This window comes from Xanthobacter autotrophicus ATCC 700552 (assembly GCF_043194565.1).
In the GTDB taxonomy this organism is placed as follows: domain Bacteria; phylum Pseudomonadota; class Alphaproteobacteria; order Rhizobiales; family Xanthobacteraceae; genus Xanthobacter; species Xanthobacter autotrophicus_F.
In genome coordinates, this window is the sequence record NZ_JBAFVS010000026.1 from 19,274 (window position 1) to 37,077 (window position 17,804).

The 17,804-nt window shown below is 66.7% G+C and carries 12 protein-coding genes; 9 read left to right on the forward strand and 3 right to left on the reverse strand.

Annotation, left to right across the window (positions count from 1 at the left end):
* Positions 1 to 137: 137 nt before the first annotated feature.
* Positions 138 to 3,863, reverse strand: coding sequence for a vitamin B12-dependent ribonucleotide reductase (locus V5F48_RS20695; RefSeq protein WP_394260195.1), 3,726 nt, complete (start codon positions 3,861 to 3,863; stop codon positions 138 to 140).
* A gap of 660 nt (positions 3,864 to 4,523) precedes the next feature.
* On the opposite strand from V5F48_RS20695, the gene V5F48_RS20700 reads away from it, so the two are divergent.
* The 5 genes from V5F48_RS20700 (at position 4,524) to V5F48_RS20720 (ending at position 11,343) form a co-directional block, all read left to right on the forward strand.
* Positions 4,524 to 5,879, forward strand: coding sequence for an MFS transporter (locus tag V5F48_RS20700; protein ID WP_394260196.1), 1,356 nt, complete (start codon positions 4,524 to 4,526; stop codon positions 5,877 to 5,879).
* A 141-nt stretch (positions 5,880 to 6,020) separates the two neighbouring features.
* Positions 6,021 to 7,538 carry a cryptochrome/photolyase family protein gene (locus V5F48_RS20705; RefSeq protein ID WP_394260197.1) on the forward strand — a complete coding sequence of 506 codons (1,518 nt, stop codon included), beginning with the start codon at positions 6,021 to 6,023 and terminating at the stop codon, positions 7,536 to 7,538.
* A gap of 76 nt (positions 7,539 to 7,614) precedes the next feature.
* The gene (locus tag V5F48_RS20710; RefSeq protein ID WP_394107640.1) at positions 7,615 to 8,643 is read left to right on the forward strand and encodes a cysteine synthase A; all 1,029 of its coding nucleotides are present in this window, start codon (positions 7,615 to 7,617) and stop codon (positions 8,641 to 8,643) included.
* A 130-nt stretch (positions 8,644 to 8,773) separates the two neighbouring features.
* The gene (gene sseA / locus V5F48_RS20715; RefSeq protein ID WP_394260198.1) at positions 8,774 to 9,628 is read left to right on the forward strand and encodes a 3-mercaptopyruvate sulfurtransferase; all 855 of its coding nucleotides are present in this window, start codon (positions 8,774 to 8,776) and stop codon (positions 9,626 to 9,628) included.
* Positions 9,629 to 9,792: 164 nt separating this feature from the next.
* Positions 9,793 to 11,343, forward strand: a complete 1,551-nt coding sequence (locus V5F48_RS20720; protein ID WP_394260199.1) for an adenosine deaminase family protein — start codon at positions 9,793 to 9,795, stop codon at positions 11,341 to 11,343.
* Between the two features lie 8 nt (positions 11,344 to 11,351).
* Here the strand turns inward: V5F48_RS20720 and V5F48_RS20725 are convergent, their stop codons facing one another.
* Both V5F48_RS20725 and murJ read right to left on the reverse strand, forming a co-directional pair.
* Positions 11,352 to 11,996: a glutathione S-transferase family protein gene (locus tag V5F48_RS20725; protein ID WP_394260200.1), complete on the reverse strand. Its 645-nt coding sequence runs from the start codon at positions 11,994 to 11,996 to the stop codon at positions 11,352 to 11,354.
* Positions 11,997 to 12,065: 69 nt separating this feature from the next.
* The gene (gene murJ, locus V5F48_RS20730; protein ID WP_394260201.1) at positions 12,066 to 13,718 is read right to left on the reverse strand and encodes a murein biosynthesis integral membrane protein MurJ; all 1,653 of its coding nucleotides are present in this window, start codon (positions 13,716 to 13,718) and stop codon (positions 12,066 to 12,068) included.
* Positions 13,719 to 13,954: 236 nt separating this feature from the next.
* Between murJ and V5F48_RS20735 the strand changes: the two genes are divergently transcribed.
* The 4 genes from V5F48_RS20735 (at position 13,955) to V5F48_RS20750 (ending at position 17,795) form a co-directional block, all read left to right on the forward strand.
* Positions 13,955 to 14,419: a hypothetical protein gene (locus V5F48_RS20735; protein ID WP_394260202.1), complete on the forward strand. Its 465-nt coding sequence runs from the start codon at positions 13,955 to 13,957 to the stop codon at positions 14,417 to 14,419.
* 208 nt (positions 14,420 to 14,627) lie between these two features.
* Positions 14,628 to 14,933 carry a hypothetical protein gene (locus V5F48_RS20740; protein WP_394107646.1) on the forward strand — a complete coding sequence of 102 codons (306 nt, stop codon included), beginning with the start codon at positions 14,628 to 14,630 and terminating at the stop codon, positions 14,931 to 14,933.
* A gap of 788 nt (positions 14,934 to 15,721) precedes the next feature.
* Positions 15,722 to 16,552 (forward strand): hypothetical protein, encoded by an 831-nt coding sequence (locus V5F48_RS20745; RefSeq protein ID WP_394260203.1) that lies wholly within the window; start codon positions 15,722 to 15,724, stop codon positions 16,550 to 16,552.
* A gap of 43 nt (positions 16,553 to 16,595) precedes the next feature.
* A complete protein-coding gene (locus tag V5F48_RS20750) occupies positions 16,596 to 17,795 on the forward strand; it encodes a hypothetical protein (protein WP_394260204.1) in 1,200 nt (399 codons plus the stop codon).
* The last annotated feature ends 9 nt before the right edge of the window (positions 17,796 to 17,804 follow it).

Consider the following 17,804-nt stretch of genomic DNA (forward strand, 5'->3'; position numbering starts at 1 on the left):
TTAAAGGTGGAGCGGCCCCATTGTTCAACCGCTCCACCTTCCTCACTGACCCTTCTTGTTGGGCGCCTGCGTCAAAGCAGATGCAGCGACGGACTTTTCAGCCACCCCGAGACATCGCCCGGGGCGGTGGAAATCCCTCAGCTACACCCCGTTGTCCCGCCGCAGGTGTCGCACTTCAGGCAGGTGCCGTTGCGCACCATGGTGAAGTTCATGCACTCGGGGCAGGCCTCGCCCTCATAGCCCTTAGCGCGGGCCTCGGCGCGGGCCTCGGCCTTGCGGGCGGTGGCGCCCCACGGCAGCGCCTTGTCCATCAGGCTTTCCACCGCGGCCTCGATCTCCTGCGCCTGCGGCGCCGGCTCCGCCAGCTCGGCCACCTCGGTCTTCAGCGCGGTGGCGCCGAAGGTCGGGGCGCGCAGCATGGTCACGTTGTCGGTGGCCGAGCGGGGCTCGGTAGCAACCGGCTGGGGCACCAGAAGGTTCACCGTCTTGCCGCGCACCAGGCCCTTGGAGACGATGCTTTTGGCCGGGTTCGGCGCCTTGCCCTCGTCCGCGCCCTTGCCGAGGGCGTCGAAGCCGGTCTCGTGGGGGTCCACATGGCCGAGGTCGTTGCGGCCGAGATAGGACACCGCCAGCTCGCGGAACACATAGTCCAGCATAGAGGTGGCATACTTGATGGTGTCGTTGCCCTGCACCGGGCCCGCCGGCTCGAAGCGGGTGAAGGTGAAGGCGTCCACATACTCCTCCAGCGGCACGCCGTATTGCAGGCCCAGCGAGATGGCGATGGCGAAGTTGTTGAGCAGCGAGCGGAGCGCCGCGCCCTCCTTGTGCATGTCGATGAAGATCTCGCCGAGGCGGCCGTCATCATATTCGCCGGTGCGCAGGTAGAGCTTGTGGCCGCCCACGATGGCCTTCTGGGTATAGCCCTTGCGGCGGTCGGGCATCTTCTCCCGCTCGCGCACCCGGTGCTCGACGATGCGCTCCACCACCCGTTCCACGATCTTCTCGGTCACGGTGGCGACCCGCGCCGCGTTGGGCTGGGCCACCAGGGCCTCCACCGCGTCGTCCTCGTCCTCCTCGTCGGCCACCAGCTGGGCGTTGAGGGGCTGGCTGAGCTTGGAGCCGTCGCGATAGAGCGCGTTGGCCTTCAGCGCCAGGCGCCAGGACAAGAGGTAGGCCGACTTGCAATCCTCGACGCTGGCGTCGTTGGGCATGTTGATGGTCTTGGAGATGGCGCCCGAGATGAAGGGCTGCGCTGCCGCCATCATGCGGATGTGGCTCTCCACTGACAGGTAGCGCTTGCCGAGCCGCCCGCAGGGGGAGGCGCAGTCGAACACCGGCAGGTGCTGGGCCTTCAGGAAGGGGGCGCCTTCCAGGGTCATGGCGCCGCAGACGTGGACGTTGGCCGCGTCGATGTCGATCTTGGAGAAGCCCAGGAAGTTCAAGAGGTCGAACTTGGGATCGGCCAGCTGCGCAGCGGGCACGCCGAGGGCCTGGCTGAGGAACTCCTCGCCGAAAGTCCAGCGGTTGAAGGCGAACTTGATGTCGAACGCGGTCTTCACCGCGGCCTCGGCCTTGGCGATGGCCGCATCATCGAAGCCCTTGGTGCGCAAGGTGGAATGGTTGATGGCCGGAGCCTGGGCCAGCGAGCCGTGGCCCACCGCATAGGCCTCCATCTCGGCGATCTCGGCTTCCGAGTAGCCGAGCGCCCGCAGCGCCTCCGGCACCGCCCCGTTGATGATCTTGAAGTAGCCGCCGCCGGCCAGCTTCTTGAACTTCACCAGGGCGAAGTCGGGTTCGATTCCGGTGGTGTCGCAGTCCATCACCAGGCCGATGGTGCCGGTGGGGGCGATCACCGAGACCTGGGCATTGCGGAAGCCGTGCTGCTCGCCCAGCGCCAGAGCCTTGTCCCAGGCCGCGGTGGCATGGGCCACGAGCCGGGTGTCCGGGCAGGAGAGGTGGTCGAGGGGCACCGGGGCGATGGACAGGCCCTCATAGCCGTCGGCCAGGCCATGGGCGGCGCGGCGATGGTTGCGGATCACCCGCAGCATGGACTGGGCATTGGCGCTGTAGGCCGGGAACGGACCCAGCTGCGCGGCCATCTCGGCCGAAGTGGCGTAGCACACGCCGGTCATGATGGCCGACAGCGCGCCGCCGATGGCCCGGCCCTGGGGCGAGTCATAGGGGATGCCGCTCGACATGAGCAGGCCGCCGATGTTCGCGTAGCCGAGGCCCAAGGTGCGGTATTCATAGGACAATTCGGCGATGCGGCGGGACGGGAACTGGGCCATCAGCACCGAGATTTCCAGCACCACGGTCCACAGCCGCACCGCATGCTCGTAGCTCTCCACGTCGAACCGCTTCTCGGCGTCGCGGAACTGCAGCAGGTTCAGCGAGGCGAGGTTGCAGGCGGTGTCGTCGAGGAACATGTATTCCGAGCACGGGTTGGAGGCCCGGATCTCGCCGGCCGCCGGGCAGGTGTGCCAGTCGTTCACCGTGGTGTGGAACTGGATGCCGGGATCGGCGCAATGCCAGGCGGCGGCGCCGATCTTCTCCCACAGCTCGCGGGCCTTGACGGTCTTCGCCACCTTGCCGTCGGTGCGGCGGATCAGGTTCCAGTCGGCATCCGCCTCCACCGCGCGCAGGAAGTCGTCGGTGACGCGCACGGAATTGTTGGAATTCTGGCCGGCCACCGTGATGTAGGCCTCGCCGTCCCAATCGGTGTCGTAGATGGAAACGTCGATGTCCTTGTAGCCCTGCCGGGCATACTGGATCACCCGGCGAATGGCGGCGTCGGCCACGCCGGCCTTGCGGGCGGCCTTGATCTCGCGCTTCAGCGCCGGGTTCTTCTCCGGCTCGAAGCAGCTGTCGGCCTCGCCCTCGCAGTTCACGCAGGCCTTGAGCACCGCCTTGAGGTGCTTGGCATTGAGCCGGGAGCCGGTGACGAGGGCGGCAACCTTCTGCTCCTCCACCACCTTCCAGTTCACATAGGCCTCGATGTCCGGATGGTCGGCATCGACCACCACCATCTTGGCGGCGCGGCGGGTGGTGCCGCCGGACTTGATGGCGCCCGCCGCGCGGTCGCCGATCTTGAGGAAGCTCATGAGGCCGGACGAGCGGCCGCCGCCGGACAGCCGCTCACCCTCGCCGCGCAGGGACGAGAAGTTGGAGCCGGTGCCGGAGCCGTACTTGAACAGGCGCGCCTCGCGCACCCACAGGTCCATGATGCCGCCCTCGTTCACCAGGTCGTCGCTGACCGACTGGATGAAGCAGGCGTGCGGCTGGGGGTGCTCATAGGCCGAGGTGGAGGCGAGAAGCTCGCCGCTCTCGTGGTCCACATAGAAGTGGCCCTGGCCCGGCCCGTCGATGCCGTAGGCCCAGAACAGGCCGGTGTTGAACCATTGCGGCGAATTGGGCGCGGCCATCTGCATGGCGAGCATGTAGCGGTGCTCGTCATAGAAGGCCTGGGCGTCGGCCTCGCTGTCGAAATAGCCGCCCTTCCAGCCCCAGTAAGTCCAGGTGCCGGCGAGACGGTCGAACACCTGCTTGGCCGAGGTCTCGCCGACGATGCGTTCCTTCTCGGGCAGGGCCGCCAGCGCCGCCTCGTCGGGCACGCAGCGCCAGAGGAAGGAGGGAACGGTGTTCTCTTCCACCGTCTTGAGGCGGGCGGGCACGCCGGCCTTGCGGAAATACTTCTGCGCGAGGATATCGCTCGCCACCTGCGAGAACTGGGCCGGGACCTCGATGCCCTCCTGGCGGAACACCACGGAGCCGTCCGGGTTCCTGATCTCGCTCACGGTCTCGCGGAACGGAATGTCCGCGTAAGGGGAACGGCCCTCGTGCGTGTAGCGGCGTTCAACGCGCATGACCGGTGCTCCTTCGGCTCGGCCCCGTGCGGGCCGACCAGTCTAAATGATGAATGTGGCAGTCGTGACGACGTGTCGGGCACGGCGCAGGACGCCGCGCCGTGCGGTTCGCGGAACTGGGGTTCAGCGTACGGGGCTGGCATCCGCGACCGATACATGCGGGACGCCCAGCGCTCAGTGGCCGAACGCTAGTGCGAGTCTGGCCCTTGGGTCAAACCGGATTTTGCCTTGATCTGGGGCCTCGAACTCACCTTCATACTACATATGGTGGCGCCCATCCGGTTATCAAATCCCTAACGGGCCTTTACCCGGCTCGGTTTTCGCGTCTTCGTGACAGGCCGCCCGGCGCGGTACGAGAAGTGGAGGTCATCACCGTCATCCACAGGCTGGATGCGGGCCGGTGCGGAGCGGTCCCGATGCAACCAAAGCCCGTACCAGCGACGGCGTCATGCACATCGCACATGCCCACCATGCAGAATGCGGTACCGGCGTGCGTGGCAAAGCCGGGCGCAATAATCTATCACGCGGCCCAGCCCTCTCGCCCGCGGGGCCCTTTCGCCTCCCCCGCATCGCGATAGATTATTGCCCCACCCTCCGGCGCCATGGCGCCCGTGGAGACCGGGCACGGAGCGAGGCGATCCGGGACAGTTGGAACAGGTCATGTCATCCACCACCGTCGTCGCGTCCGCCGACGAACATCACGCCGTCAATCCGCGCTCCCGCGTGATCCTGGCGAGCCTCGTCGGCACCACCATCGAATTCTACGACTTCTACGTCTATGCGACGGCGGCGGTGCTGGTGTTCCCCCACCTGTTCTTCCCGGCGAGCGACCCGACCACGGCGCTGCTCGCCTCGTTCGCCGTGTTCGGCGCGGCCATGGGAGCCCGGCCGCTGGGCGCCATCTTCTTCGGCCATCTCGGTGACAAGAAGGGCCGCAAGATCACTTTGGTGGGCGCGCTCCTGACCATGGGCATCGCCACCTTCCTCATCGGCCTTTTGCCCACCTACGCCACCGCCGGCTGGCTGGCCCCCACCCTGCTGGTGGTGCTGCGCCTGGCGCAGGGCTTCGCGCTCGGCGGCGAATGGAGCGGCGCGGCGCTGGTGGCCACCGAGAACGCCCCGCCCGGCAAGCGCGCGGTCTACGGCACCTTCCCCCAGCTTGGCGCCCCCATCGGCTTCATCATCGCCAACGGCCTGTTCCTGATCATCGCCGCGCTGATGCCGTCCTCCGATCCCTCGCGACCGTCGGACGCCTTCCTGTCCTGGGGCTGGCGCATCCCGTTCCTGTTCTCGGCGGTGATGGTGATCGTCGGCCTGTGGGTCCGCTTCAGCCTGGTGGAGAGCAAGGCGTTCGAGAACACGGTGAAGCGCGGCGGCATCCAGAAGGTGCCGCTGGTGGCGGCCTTCAAGAGCTACTGGCGCGAGATGATCCTCGGCACCTTCTACATGCTCGCCACCTACGTGCTGTTCTACCTGATGACCACCTTCTCGCTGAGCTATGGCCGCGCAGCCACCACCGCCGCCCTGCCGGGCCTCGGCTATGACTACCGCACCTTCGTGCTGATGATGATCTGCGGCGTGGTGTTCTTCGGCATCTTCACCCTGGTGTCCGGCCCCTGGGCCGATCGCTGGGGCCGCCGGCGCACCCTCATCTGGATCACCTCGGCCATCGCCCTGTTCGGCCTCGCATGGGTGCCCCTGCTGTCCGCCGGCCCGGTGGGCGTGATGGCGTGGCTCATCATCGGCTTCACGCTGATGGGTCTCACCTTCGGCCCCATGGGCGCGCTCCTGCCGGAACTGTTCCCGGCCAACGTGCGCTATACCGGCTCGGGCATGGCCTACAACGTGTCGTCCATCCTCGGCGCGGCGGTGGCCCCGTTCATCGCGGTGGCCCTGTGGAGCTACGGCGGCGGCAGCCCGTTCTGGGTCGGCGTCTACCTCGCCGTGATGGCGCTGTTCACCCTGGTGGCGCTGATTCTCGGCAAGGAAACCCGCGACATCGACATCCACCATTGAGGCAAGGGGGCTCAACGCCCCCTTAATGGATAGCGGGGGGCTCAACGCCCCACGTTGATCGGTAGAGGGGGGCTCACCCCCTTGCATCCCCGGCCGATTGGGAGTGAACCTCTTGCGCCCCACGGGCTTAGGAGGAGCGCCATGAAGAACGCCCGGCTGCAAACCGCCCGGTCGCCTGCGTCCCCGTTGCCTTCCTCTCCGTTGCCTGCGTCCCCGTTGCCGGCCTCCCCGTCCCTGCTGTGGTTCCGCGACGACCTGCGCCTTTCTGACAATCCGGCGCTCGCCGCGCTGGCCGAAGCGCGGGCTCCCCTCGCCGCCCTCTATGTGTTCGACGAGGACAGCCCCGGCGTGCGCCCCCTGGGCGGGGCGGCGCGCTGGTGGCTCGCCCAGTCGCTGCGGGCGCTCGCGGCCGACCTTGGGGAAAGGGGCGTCCCCCTCATCCTGCGCCGCGGTCCGGCCAACCGGGTGGTGCCGGAAGTCGCGGCCCTGCTGGGCGCCGCCACCGTCGCCTTCAATGATCGCGCCGGAGCGGCGGAGACCAAGGTGGACCACGCGGTGGCCGCGCGGCTCCTGTCCGAAGACCGGCGCGTGCTCAGCTTCTGCGCCCATCTGCTGCATCCGCCCGGCAGCGTCGAAGGGGCGTCCGGCGGCATGCCGCGGACCTTCTCGTCGTTCCACCGCGCGGCCCTGAAGGCCCGGCGGCTCGACACCCCCCTGCCCGCGCCAAAACATCTGGACGGCGTCGCCCATCCCCCGGAAAGCGAGACGCTGGAGAGCTTCGGCCTTGAGCCCACCCATCCCGACTGGGCCGGCGGCCTGCGCACCGCATGGACCGCCGGCGAAGCGGCCGCTCAGGCCCGCCTTGCCGACTTCATCGACGGGGGGCTGACGGGCTACGCCGAGGGCCGCGACCGGCCGGACCAGGACCACGTCTCCCGCCTGTCGCCCCACCTGCGCTTCGGCGAACTCTCGCCGCGCCAGATCCTGACCGCCGTGCGCCACGCGGCCGAGGCAAGCGCGGTGCCGCTGGCGGATGCCGACAAGTTCGAGGCCGAGCTGTACTGGCGGGAATTCTCCTACCACCTCCTCGCGCAGATGCCGGACCTGGCCCGGCGCAACATCCAGGGCACGTTCGACGCCTTCCCCTGGCGCGAATGCCCCGGCGAGCTGAAGGCCTGGCACAAGGGCCTCACCGGCTATCCGCTGGTGGACGCCGGCCTGCGCCAGCTCTGGCAAACCGGATGGATGCACAACCGGGTGCGCATGGTGGTCGCGTCCTTCCTCACCAAGCATCTGCTGCTCGACTGGCGCGCGGGCGAAGACTGGTTCTGGGACACGCTGGTGGATGCGGATGGCGCCAACAACGCCGCATCCTGGCAGTGGGTGGCGGGCTCCGGCATGGATGCGGCGCCCTATTTCCGCATCTTCAATCCGGTGACGCAGGGCGAGAAATTCGACCCCGACGGCGCCTATGTGCGCACCTACGTGCCAGAGCTGAGGAAGCTGCCGACGCCCCTCATCCACAGGCCGTGGACGGCGGACGCGGATATGCTGGCCCATGCCGGCATCCGCCTCGGTCACACCTATCCGCGCCCGCTGGTGGACCACGGCGCCGCGCGGGAGCGGGCGTTGCGCGCTTTCGAATCCACACGAAAATGATGGGACTTGTCATGTTGATACGGCGGGGCACGTTGAGTAACGTGCAACCACATTCATTGAAGGCTTTGATCCGCACATGATCCGTAACGGCCTTGTGGACTCCATCGGCAACACCCCCCTCATCCGTCTGAAGCGCGCCTCCGAAGAGACCGGCTGCGAGATTCTCGGCAAGGCCGAGTTCCTCAATCCCGGCCAGTCGGTGAAGGACCGCGCGGCTCTCGGCATCATCAAGGACGCGGTGGCGCGCGGGGCGCTGAAGCCCGGCGGCGTCATCGTGGAAGGCACCGCCGGCAATACCGGCATCGGCCTCGCGCTGGTGGCCGCCCCGCTCGGCTTCCGCACCGTCATCGTCATTCCCGAGACCCAGTCCCAGGAAAAGAAGGACATGCTGAAGCTCGCCGGCGCCACTTTGGTGGAGGTGCCCGCGGTGGCCTATGCCAATCCCAACAATTACGTGAAGGTCTCCGGCCGCCTCGCCGAGGCCCTCGCCAGAACCGAGCCCAACGGCGCCGTCTGGGCCAACCAGTTCGACAACGTGGCCAACCGGCAGGCCCATCTGGAGACCACCGGCCCCGAGATCTGGGAGCAGACCGGCGGCAAGGTGGACGGCTTCATCTGCGCGGTGGGCACCGGCGGCACGCTGGCCGGCATCGCCATGGCCCTGAAGGCGCGCAACCCGGCCATCCGCATCGGCCTCGCCGATCCCATGGGCGCGGCGCTCTATTCCTACTACACCACCGGCGAGCTGAAATCCGAGGGCTCCTCCATCACCGAGGGCATCGGCCAGGGGCGCATCACCGCCAACCTCGTGGACGCGCCCATCGACACCGCCTTCCAGATCCCGGACGAGGAAGCCCTGCCCGTGGTGTTCGACCTGCTGGAGCACGAGGGCCTGTGCCTCGGCGGCTCGTCGGGGGTGAACGTGGCCGGGGCCATCCGCCTCGCGAAGGAGATGGGGCCGGGCCACACCATCGTGACCATCCTGTGCGACTACGGCACCCGCTACCAGTCCAAGCTGTTCAACCCCGAGTTCCTGCGTTCCAAGAACCTGCCGGTGCCGGAATGGCTGGAGCGCAAGGTCGAGGTGCCGAACGTGCTGGTCTGAACGGCCGGGAGCGTCTTGCGGCGGGCCTTGCGGCGTGCCTTGCGCCGACCGCTTGACGCGCGCCCCCATCCGCTCAATGAGGGGCCGCGCGCCCTTGCCGGTGCCAGCACGGAGCCGAAAGAAAGAGCCCATGAGCGAGACCGTCGACACGCCCGCGAGCCCCTTCGTTTCCACCCAATGGCTCGCCGCCAATCTCGGCGCGCCCGACCTGGTGGTGGTGGACGCCTCCTGGCACATGCCCAATTCCGGCCGCAGCGGGGCCAAGGAACATCTGGAGCGGCACATTCCAGGCGCGGTGCATTTCGACATCGACGCCATCGCCGACCACTCCACCCCCCTGCCCCACATGCTGCCCGACGCCCACGCCTTCGCCGTGGCGGTGGGGGCGCTGGGCATCGGCGACGGGCTGCGCATCATGGTCTATGATTCGGCTGGCCTGTTCTCGGCGCCGCGCGTGTGGTGGACCTTCCGCGCCTTCGGTGCGCAGGACGTGAAGATCCTCGACGGCGGCCTGCCCCAATGGCTCGCTGAGGAGCGCCCGGTGGACGACGGCCCCGTGCGCCGGCTGCCCGCCATCTTCAATCCGCGCTTCGACCATTCCCTCGTCGCCGACATGGAGCGCGTGGACCGGGCCTTGAAGAGCGGCAGCGCCCAGGTGCTCGACGCCCGGCAGGACACCCGCTTCCGCGGCGAAGCGCCCGAGCCGCGCGAGGGGCTGCCCTCTGGCCACATGCCCGGCAGCTTCAACCTGCCCCACGGCCGCCTGGTGCAGGACGGACGCCTGGTGTCGCCGGACGCGATCCGCACGGTGGTGGAGGCTTCCGGGCTCGATCTGTCGCGCCCGGTCATCACCTCGTGCGGCTCCGGCGTGTCGGCGGCCATCCTGTGGGTGGCGCTGGAGATGATCGGCAAGACGCCGCTCGCCCTTTATGACGGCTCGTGGACCGAGTGGGGCGCCAGCGGCAAGGAGATTGCCGTCGGCTGACGAGAGCGGAGACAACAGCTCCGTCCCTGCGGCGGTGCACCTGACACACCACAGAGGGAAAGGCGGTCACCGGCATTTCCTGACGGCACGAGCTTGAGCTAGGCTCCCGGCGCAGCCTTCGCCGGGAAGGTTGGGCCGGGAGGGTCTGGCCGAAGGGGGCTTGCTTGCGTCGCCGCATCTGGATCGTCGTCCTCTTCGCCCTGGCTGCGGTGCTGCTCGCGCGGCTCTTCGTGGTCACCCGCGATCTGCCCGGGACCGTCACCGCCGCCCATTTCGAAACCCTGCGTGCCGACCATCCGCGCATGCGCGCCTTCCTCCAGCGCATGCCCAAGGGCGGCGACCTGCACACCCATCTGTCGGGTGCGGTCTATGCCGAGCGGTTTCTGGCCTGGGCGGTGGGCGACGGCCTGTGCTTCCGCCGCGCCGACATGACCCTCCTGCCCCGGCCCGATGGCGCCGCCCCCGACCAGCCGTGCGGGAGCGACCCCGCCGTGGTCCCGCTGGCGGAGGCCGTGTCCGGCCCGAACGGGCAGACCACCTACGATCTCATCGTCAATGCACTCTCCACCCGCTGGTTCCTGCCGACCCTGGCGGTGCCCTCGGGCCATGACCAGTTTTTCGCCACCTTCGGCAAGTTCAACGCCGCCACCGGCGGGTCGGACTTCGACCAGACCGCCAGCCGCATGGCCGAGATGGTGGTGGACGAGCTGAAGCAATACGACGCCTCGAAGGTCCAGTATGTGGAGTTCATGGCCACCTTCTTCGAGGGCGCCGACCGCGAGCGGATGACCCAGGCCATCGGCGCGGTGGGCGAGCCCGCGGCCATGCTGGCGGCGCTCCAGCACAACGGCCTTGACGACGCGGTGGCAACAAAGGCGCGGCAGGTGGCCGCCATCGTCGCCCACATCGAGGCCCTGCGCGACTGCGGAGGCGATGCCACCCGCCCCGGCTGCGGCGTCACCTTCCGCTTCATCGCGCAGGTGAACCGCAACAGCGCGCCCGCCTCGGTCTTCGCCCAGACGGCGCTGGCGGCGTCCCTGGTGCGGGCGGCGCCCGGCATGGTGGTGGGCCTGAATTATGTGGGGCCGGAAGACTATCGCGTGTCCCTGCGCGATTATCGCACCCACATGAAGTGGATCGGCTTCCTCGCCGGCGCGGACGTGCCGGTGGCGCTGCATGCGGGCGAGCTGTGGCTGGGGCTGGTGCCGCCGGCCGACCTCGACTTCCACATCCGGGAGGCGGTGGAGATTGCCGGCGCCCGCCGCATCGGCCACGGCACGGCGGTGGGCTTCGAGCGCGACATGGACGGCCTGCTCGCCGAAATGCGCCGGCGCGGCGTCACCATCGAGATCGCCCTCACCTCCAGCGATGTGATCCTCGGCGTGCGCGGCAAGGAGCACCCCATCGTCACCTACCTCAACGCCGGCGTGCCGGTGACACTGGCCACCGACGATGCGGGCGTGTCACGCATCGACCTCACCAACGAGTATTTCCGCGCCGCGCGCGACCATGGGCTCGGCTACCCCCGGCTGAAGGCCATCGCCCACACCGCCCTCGCCCATTCCTTCCTGACGGACGCGGAGAAGGACCGCGAGCGCGCGCGCCTCGACCGGGCGTTCGCCGATTTCGAACAGACCGTGAGGGAGGAGCAGCCGCCCTTGGCCCAGCTCGCCGCGGTGCTGCGCGCCCTTGTGCCCCTGCCCTGGCCGCTCTGAACCCCGGATCAGGTGCGGTAGCCTTCCTCCGCCAGTACCTGCCGGACCACCGGCCGCGCCTTCACCCGCTGATAGTGGGCGGCGACGCGCGGGGGCAGCGGGATGCCGGTCTTTTCCGCCCAGAATTCGTTGTAGAACAACGCCGCGTCAGCAATGGAGAAGGTCGGCCCGACGGCATAGCCCTCGTCCGGCAGGCGTTTGTCCAGAATGCCGAATGCCTGCTCGACGATCTCCCGGCCGTGGGAGGTCACGTCATCCTTCAGTTGCTGTCCGGGCTTCGCTCCACCCGACGAGATGTAGCGTTCGGACGTGAAGATGCGGGTGAAGCCTTCGCCATGCAGCTGGATCAGCGCAAACTCCAGCAGATCGACGGCCTGCGCCGCCAGCGCCGGATCGTCGGGCAGGAGCTTGGCGCGCGGGTAGGTTTGCGCCAGCCATAGCGCGATGGACTTGAAGTCGGTCAGGGCGCTGCCGTCATTGAGCACGAGCGTGGGGATCGTGCCCCTGGGATTGATCTTGAGGTACTCGGGCCGCAGGTGATCCCCCGCCGGGATGTTGACGACCCAGACCTCGAACGGCAGTTCGAGCGTTTCGAGCAGGATGTGGATGCCGGTCGAACACGAACCCGGCGTCATGTAGAATTTGAGTGCCATGCGGCGGCGCCAAGCAAGAATGCCGCCATGACCGTTTCCCGACACCGTGCCGGTCTCGCCCCCTCAGCCTCAGCGCCCGCGCCCGCGCAGCGCCCGCCCCACCTTCTGCGCGACCTCGCGCAGTTCGGTGATGCCGAGCGCCCACGCCGCGACCGCATAGACCCCGATGCCGGCAAGGCACAGCAGCCCCCCGCGCAGCAGGATGGCGATCACGCCATCGCCCGGCAGGATCGCCACAAGGCCCGTGCGCAGCACAAGGCCGATGCCGATCGCCACCACGGCCGCGAGGCTGAGGCGCCAGACGCCGGAGAGCATGCCCGGCGCCGTTGAAAGCGACGCGCCCCGCGTCGCCGCCTCCGCCTCGAACCGCCGCCGCTGCAGCCAGCCGAGCACAAAGACATAGGCGAGGATCGCGGTGGAGCTGGCCACCGCCAGACCTTCCGCGCCGAAGCGCTCGCGCAGCACCACGTAGAGCGGGATCATGGCGAAGGTGACCGCCGTGCCCACCAGGGTCGGCAGCCATGTGGAGCCCAGGGCATAAAAGCCGCGGCTGATCACGCTCTGCGCCGCCCAGCCGCCGATGCCGATGGTAAGCAGCGCGAGGATCCGCGAGGTCTCCAGGGCGTCCGCCGCGGTGAAGCGCGATCCGAACATCCCCCAGATCAGATAGACCGCCTCGTAGCCCGCAACGACAAGGCACACCCCCGCCGCCAAGATGGCCACCAGCATCAGCCGGATGGTGCGCGACAGCACGCCATAGGCTTCCACCACGTCCCCGGCCGCGACAAGGCGGCTGATGGTCGGATAGGAGGCCACGCCCAGCGCCATGCCGAAGATGCCGATGGGCACCTTCATGAGCGTGCGGCCGTATTGCAGCTGCGCCAGAGCGCCGGCGGCGAGGAAGGAGGCCTGATTCTTGACGATCCATTCGTCCACCACGACGATGGAGAAGCCGATCATGATCGGCAGCGACAACAGCAGGTAGCGGCGCAGGTCCGCGCTGCGCAGCGACAACGTCGCATGCCAGCGCATATGCGTCCTGAGGCAGCCGAACAGGGGCAGGGCGAAGGGGCCGAGGATCGAGCCGGCGAGGACGCCCCAGGCGAAACCCTCGGCGCCAAGCTCCGGATAATAGGCGCCGACGAGGCCGCCGAGGATGATGCAGGCCGAATAGATCAGCGGCGCCAGCGCCGGCAGGGCATGACGGTCCTGCGCCATCAGCGCGGCCGACAGCAGGCCGCCCAGGATGTGGAAGAACTGCGCCGGCAGGATGATGCGCATGAGCCGCACCAGTTCGTCGATCTCCGACGCCTCGGTGAAGCCCGGCGCCACGAGGGTGGCCAGCGGCCGGGCGAACACCATCATCAGCGCGATGCCGAGCGCGCCGACCACGACGATGAAATTGGCGATGACGCTGAAGGCTTCCCAGCCGCGCTTGGTGTCCCCCGCCTCCAGATATTTGACGAAGATGGGGATGAAGACGATGGACAGCGCGCCGGCGGCCAAAAGGTAGTTGAGAAAGTCCGGCAGGGTGAAGGAGGCGAAATAGAGATCCGCCTGCCGGCTCGCCCCCAGCGTGCGGCCGATGATCTGTTCGCGCACCAGGCCGAGGATGCGGCTCAGGAAGATCGAGACGCCCCAGATCGCCGATGCGATGCCGATGGTGCGCGCCTGGCTCGATCGCTTGCGGGATGGTTCCGGCGACGTCTCGCTCCCGTTCAATTCCGGACTCCTTCTGCGCCGCGACGCACGGTGACTGCCCTTCTCCGCATCCTTGGGCGGCTTCGCAAGCCCCGCCGCGCTCGCTGTTGCAGAACGGCAACCGGCCGTGGCGTTCGACGCGCGCCCGACTGAGCCGTGCCGATTTGGCGCGCATTATGCCTCCTGCGGCTCCGACCCGGAGTTTTGGTCGGGTTTCCAACCTCGAACCCTACGTCGAACCCTACAAGGAGCTACTCTTGCCCGCATTGCAGGAAACCCGCACCGTCGTGGCATTGGCCCCCGCGAAGCCTGCCGGATTGGCCGATCTCGGTCTGCCATTGGTCGACAGCACCGCGGTCAAGAAGGGGCGTGTGCACGAGTATCTGCAACTTCTGACGGACGGCAAGATCGGCCGTCGCTTCCAGGACATTCGCATCATCGCCCTCAAGACGGTCGAGGCCGGAGTCCCGTCCGCCAAAGTGTTCGTCCAGTTCGAGGTCTTCGGCGACAACACGGCGGCGCCGACAAATGGGGTCGGGTTCGAAGCCGTGCTCTTTGCGGGCGAGCAGCAACTGGCCAGCCTGTCATCGAGCAGCCTGTTCCTGCCCTACGCCAATTTCTGGTATCCGAACCGCTTCGTGTTCGAGGTGTCGATCGCGGACTTCGACCAGGCGGACCGTTTGGACTTCATCGCAAAGGCCGAGGAGGTTCGCACTCTTTAGGGCCAACCCCACGGCCAGGACCGCCGCCCGATGGCCTGAATGCCCCCCATGGGTACGGGAGCCATCGCGGCGGTCTTGCGGACTGCAGACGCGCGTGGCTCCGGCTGTCGGCCATCCGATGGGATGGACGATACCGGCCACGCACGCCCGCAGGATCCCGGCGCCCGAAAGCGGCAGGCTGGCCAGAGCCAATAGCGAGCGAAGTCATATGAGCTATCCCCTCGTCAAACGCGTGCCGCATCGGATGCTCGGCGAAATGCTGCGGATGATGTTGAGCGAACAGGTGTATTTCGACCTGACCCTGGAAGAGGGCCGGACCTTGTCGCGCGCCTTCACGGCCGTGGCCCATGACTGGCGCCGCACCGATGCCATTTATTTGAGCCCGGTGGGAAGCGATGTTGAATTCTCGGCCGCAGTCACCCAGGACGGCCTTGATGTGGACGCGGCCGATGGCCGCCGCCATCTGAACTGGGACGATGTGTCGGAATTGGCCGAGCGGCTGGCCGTGGAGTGAGACTGCGGCCCGATATCCCGCCGGCCGCCTCGAAACTGTACGGACAACAAGTCGTACGGATTCAGCAAGTCGTACAGATAGAGCGCAGAGGGACAGGGCTTCGGCGTGCCCTGTCGAGACCGGCTGACCGAGGTACAATACGAACGCCCTCAGGTCCTTGACCTGCACCTGGCGGGTTACGAGCACACGCCGCCGGCCGCCGGCAGCATGATGCACAGTGAAGGGTGCACGGTGAAGGGTGCACAGTGAAGGGTGAATGCGATTGCAGCGGATGCCGCCGCACTCTGCCGCGCCCTCGACCTGATCCCCCGTCATGCCCAAGACACCCCACGCGACAGCCCCCCGCGCCCCCCCGTGCGACGGTGGATGAATTGCGAGCGGACGGACCACCGAAAGCCGACGGTGCAACTATTGGCCATCGGGGTCATCTCGTCAGGCGCGCTCGAATTCATCAACCCCATGGTCGTCTGATGTCATCGGCCTGTCGCTGGTTCTCGAAACCACAGACCCGGCCGACAATTCAGAGGTAGCAATATACATCTCAGCCTTGCATTGCATCTTTACGCTGCATCAAAGTCGCATGCTGCTTTAGGACGGTAGACGTTTCGGCGAAAATTCAAAAATGAGCGCTTGCCTCCATTGAAACTTTCTGCAACATTATGTTTAATAAAAAGTAATAATATAACATCGCAAATAATCGCCAATATACGACACAACATCTCATAAGACGCCACATAGCGGACGATTTGACTATCCCGCTGACCAATTATGTTGTGCTTCGGTGCGCCATGAACGAAATCTCAGCCTATGAACACTGGATTGCGGAAGGTGGGCCGAGCAGGGCCGGACTTGCGCCGGACTTGTTCGCGAAATTTTCGGCTCTTCTGCCCATCTTAAAAAGCGAACTCTACATATTGCGGGCCGCGCTTATTCCCAGTGCCCTCCAGCCTTGGAGCCACGTCGACACGACGCCGCCCCCGGGGGGCAATCTGATGCATGTGCTGCTTGTCGATCTCGCACAGAAGTTGAGCGCTGCGCGCGATGCGACCAAGAGGTGCCTGACCCTCTCATTGCAGGCGTCCGTTGAAGCGACAGACTTGGGCGGCAGGGTTCAGCGCGCCATCGAGGACGATCTGCGCAGCATTGAGAAAGCAAACCAGCAGATTGAAATGCTCGGCGCACTGCGGATCGGCCACGAAGCCATGCTCCGCGTCGCCCGGCAACAACTGCAAGGCAACGAAGGCTTCAAGAACGGGTTTCTGACGGCGATTTCGCTTGGCATCCACAACCCGGTCAAGGCCAATATGGACGCCGCGAACCTCGCGATCGCGCAGATCAATGCGGACGCCGCCATCGCCAACGCCACCGCAATAGCGGCGCGCGCGCATCAGTCGGAAGTCGTCGCGTCGCAACAGATTCTTCAGCGCATCAACGCACTCCATGGCTTTCTCGTCGACCGCCACAATGATCTCCACGCGGGCGTCGGCTTGATCGAAAGCGCGTTACCCCAGATTGCCCGGGCCGACGAAACCACCCGGGAGGCCGTTCGCCAGATCTATTGCACAAAGGCGCGGCCTGCCATGCAGCGCCTTGAGCTATGGGCCAAAAATCCACAATGAGGCAACAGACACCGAAAGGCTGAAGGCGATGCCCGACCCATCCATGGACGTGCCGGCGGACGGCAACGACGGCTACGCCGAACTGGAGGCACTGGTTTCGCCAAAGGTCGACGAAAAAGGAAACCCGGTGCTCAGCCCGCTGAAGCAGGGTTGGCACTATCTTCAAGTGTATCTTAACTATGGCGTACGGTTACCAACAGACGACGCCGAACTGCGGATCGTATTGGCCAACGCCAATCTCGGTGAAATGACTTATTACACCAGCATGAAATCCGGCCTCTCCCTGATCAAGACGGCCTGCAAGGAATTCATGACCGATGGCTTGCCGGACATGCTGGGCGTGGGTAACGACCTGAAGCGCTTCGCGGAGAATGCGGTCAAGGGCGAAGGCGACCTCATGGGTGTCGTCGAGCAGCTGGTGAAGGATGGCGACCTGGATTCCGCCGCCGAGCTGATCAAGGCCATGCGCGATGATGCCCAGGCCGCTGTTGCCCGCGCGCAGAGCGTGGAAAAGAGCCTCGGCAAGTTCTCCGGCGACCTCGGCGATGCTGCTGGCAAGCTCGATGTGGCCCAGCAGGAGATCGAGAAGGACCACAGGCTGAAATCCGCGACCATCGCCGCACTCCAGGGCGACGAGACGATCGCGGGCTCGTTGGCCCAGTTGCAAAAGGCGAAAGCCGAACTTGAGGATCAATACGACCACGAGGTGGCTGTGGCCGCCACGACCCCCACTTATGCCTGGGTCGGTCCGCCTGTCGGCCTGATCGCCGCGGTTGTCGTGGCCGGCGTCTATGGCGACCGCGCCACCAAGACCCTTCGGGAAGTCGAGCAGCTCAGCAAGGACATTGCCGATGCGAGCGTGACGCTCGACCAGGCGCTGCGCGTGCGCGACGTGGGCCGCCTCGCCGAACGCACCGTTGCCAATGCCTCCCGCTACACGGCGCTCGCCATCAGCCATGTGCAGACGGTCAAGACCGCCTGGAACGGGCTCGGATCCGATCTCCAGTCGATTGCCGGCTTTCTCAAGGCATCGGTGCGCACCGGCACGGCTGCCAACAACAGCCCCCTGGTTTCCGATCGGGCCTTGACCGTTCTCCTCAATAATGTCGAGAAGAAATGGGCGGCGCTCTACCCCAACCTGATCCTGCTTACACAGGCGCCCTATATCAAGATCGACCCGAACCCCTCGACCATGGCTGACCAAGCCAAGGCCATGGAAGCACAAATGGCCAAGACGATCTAGGCGAGGGGG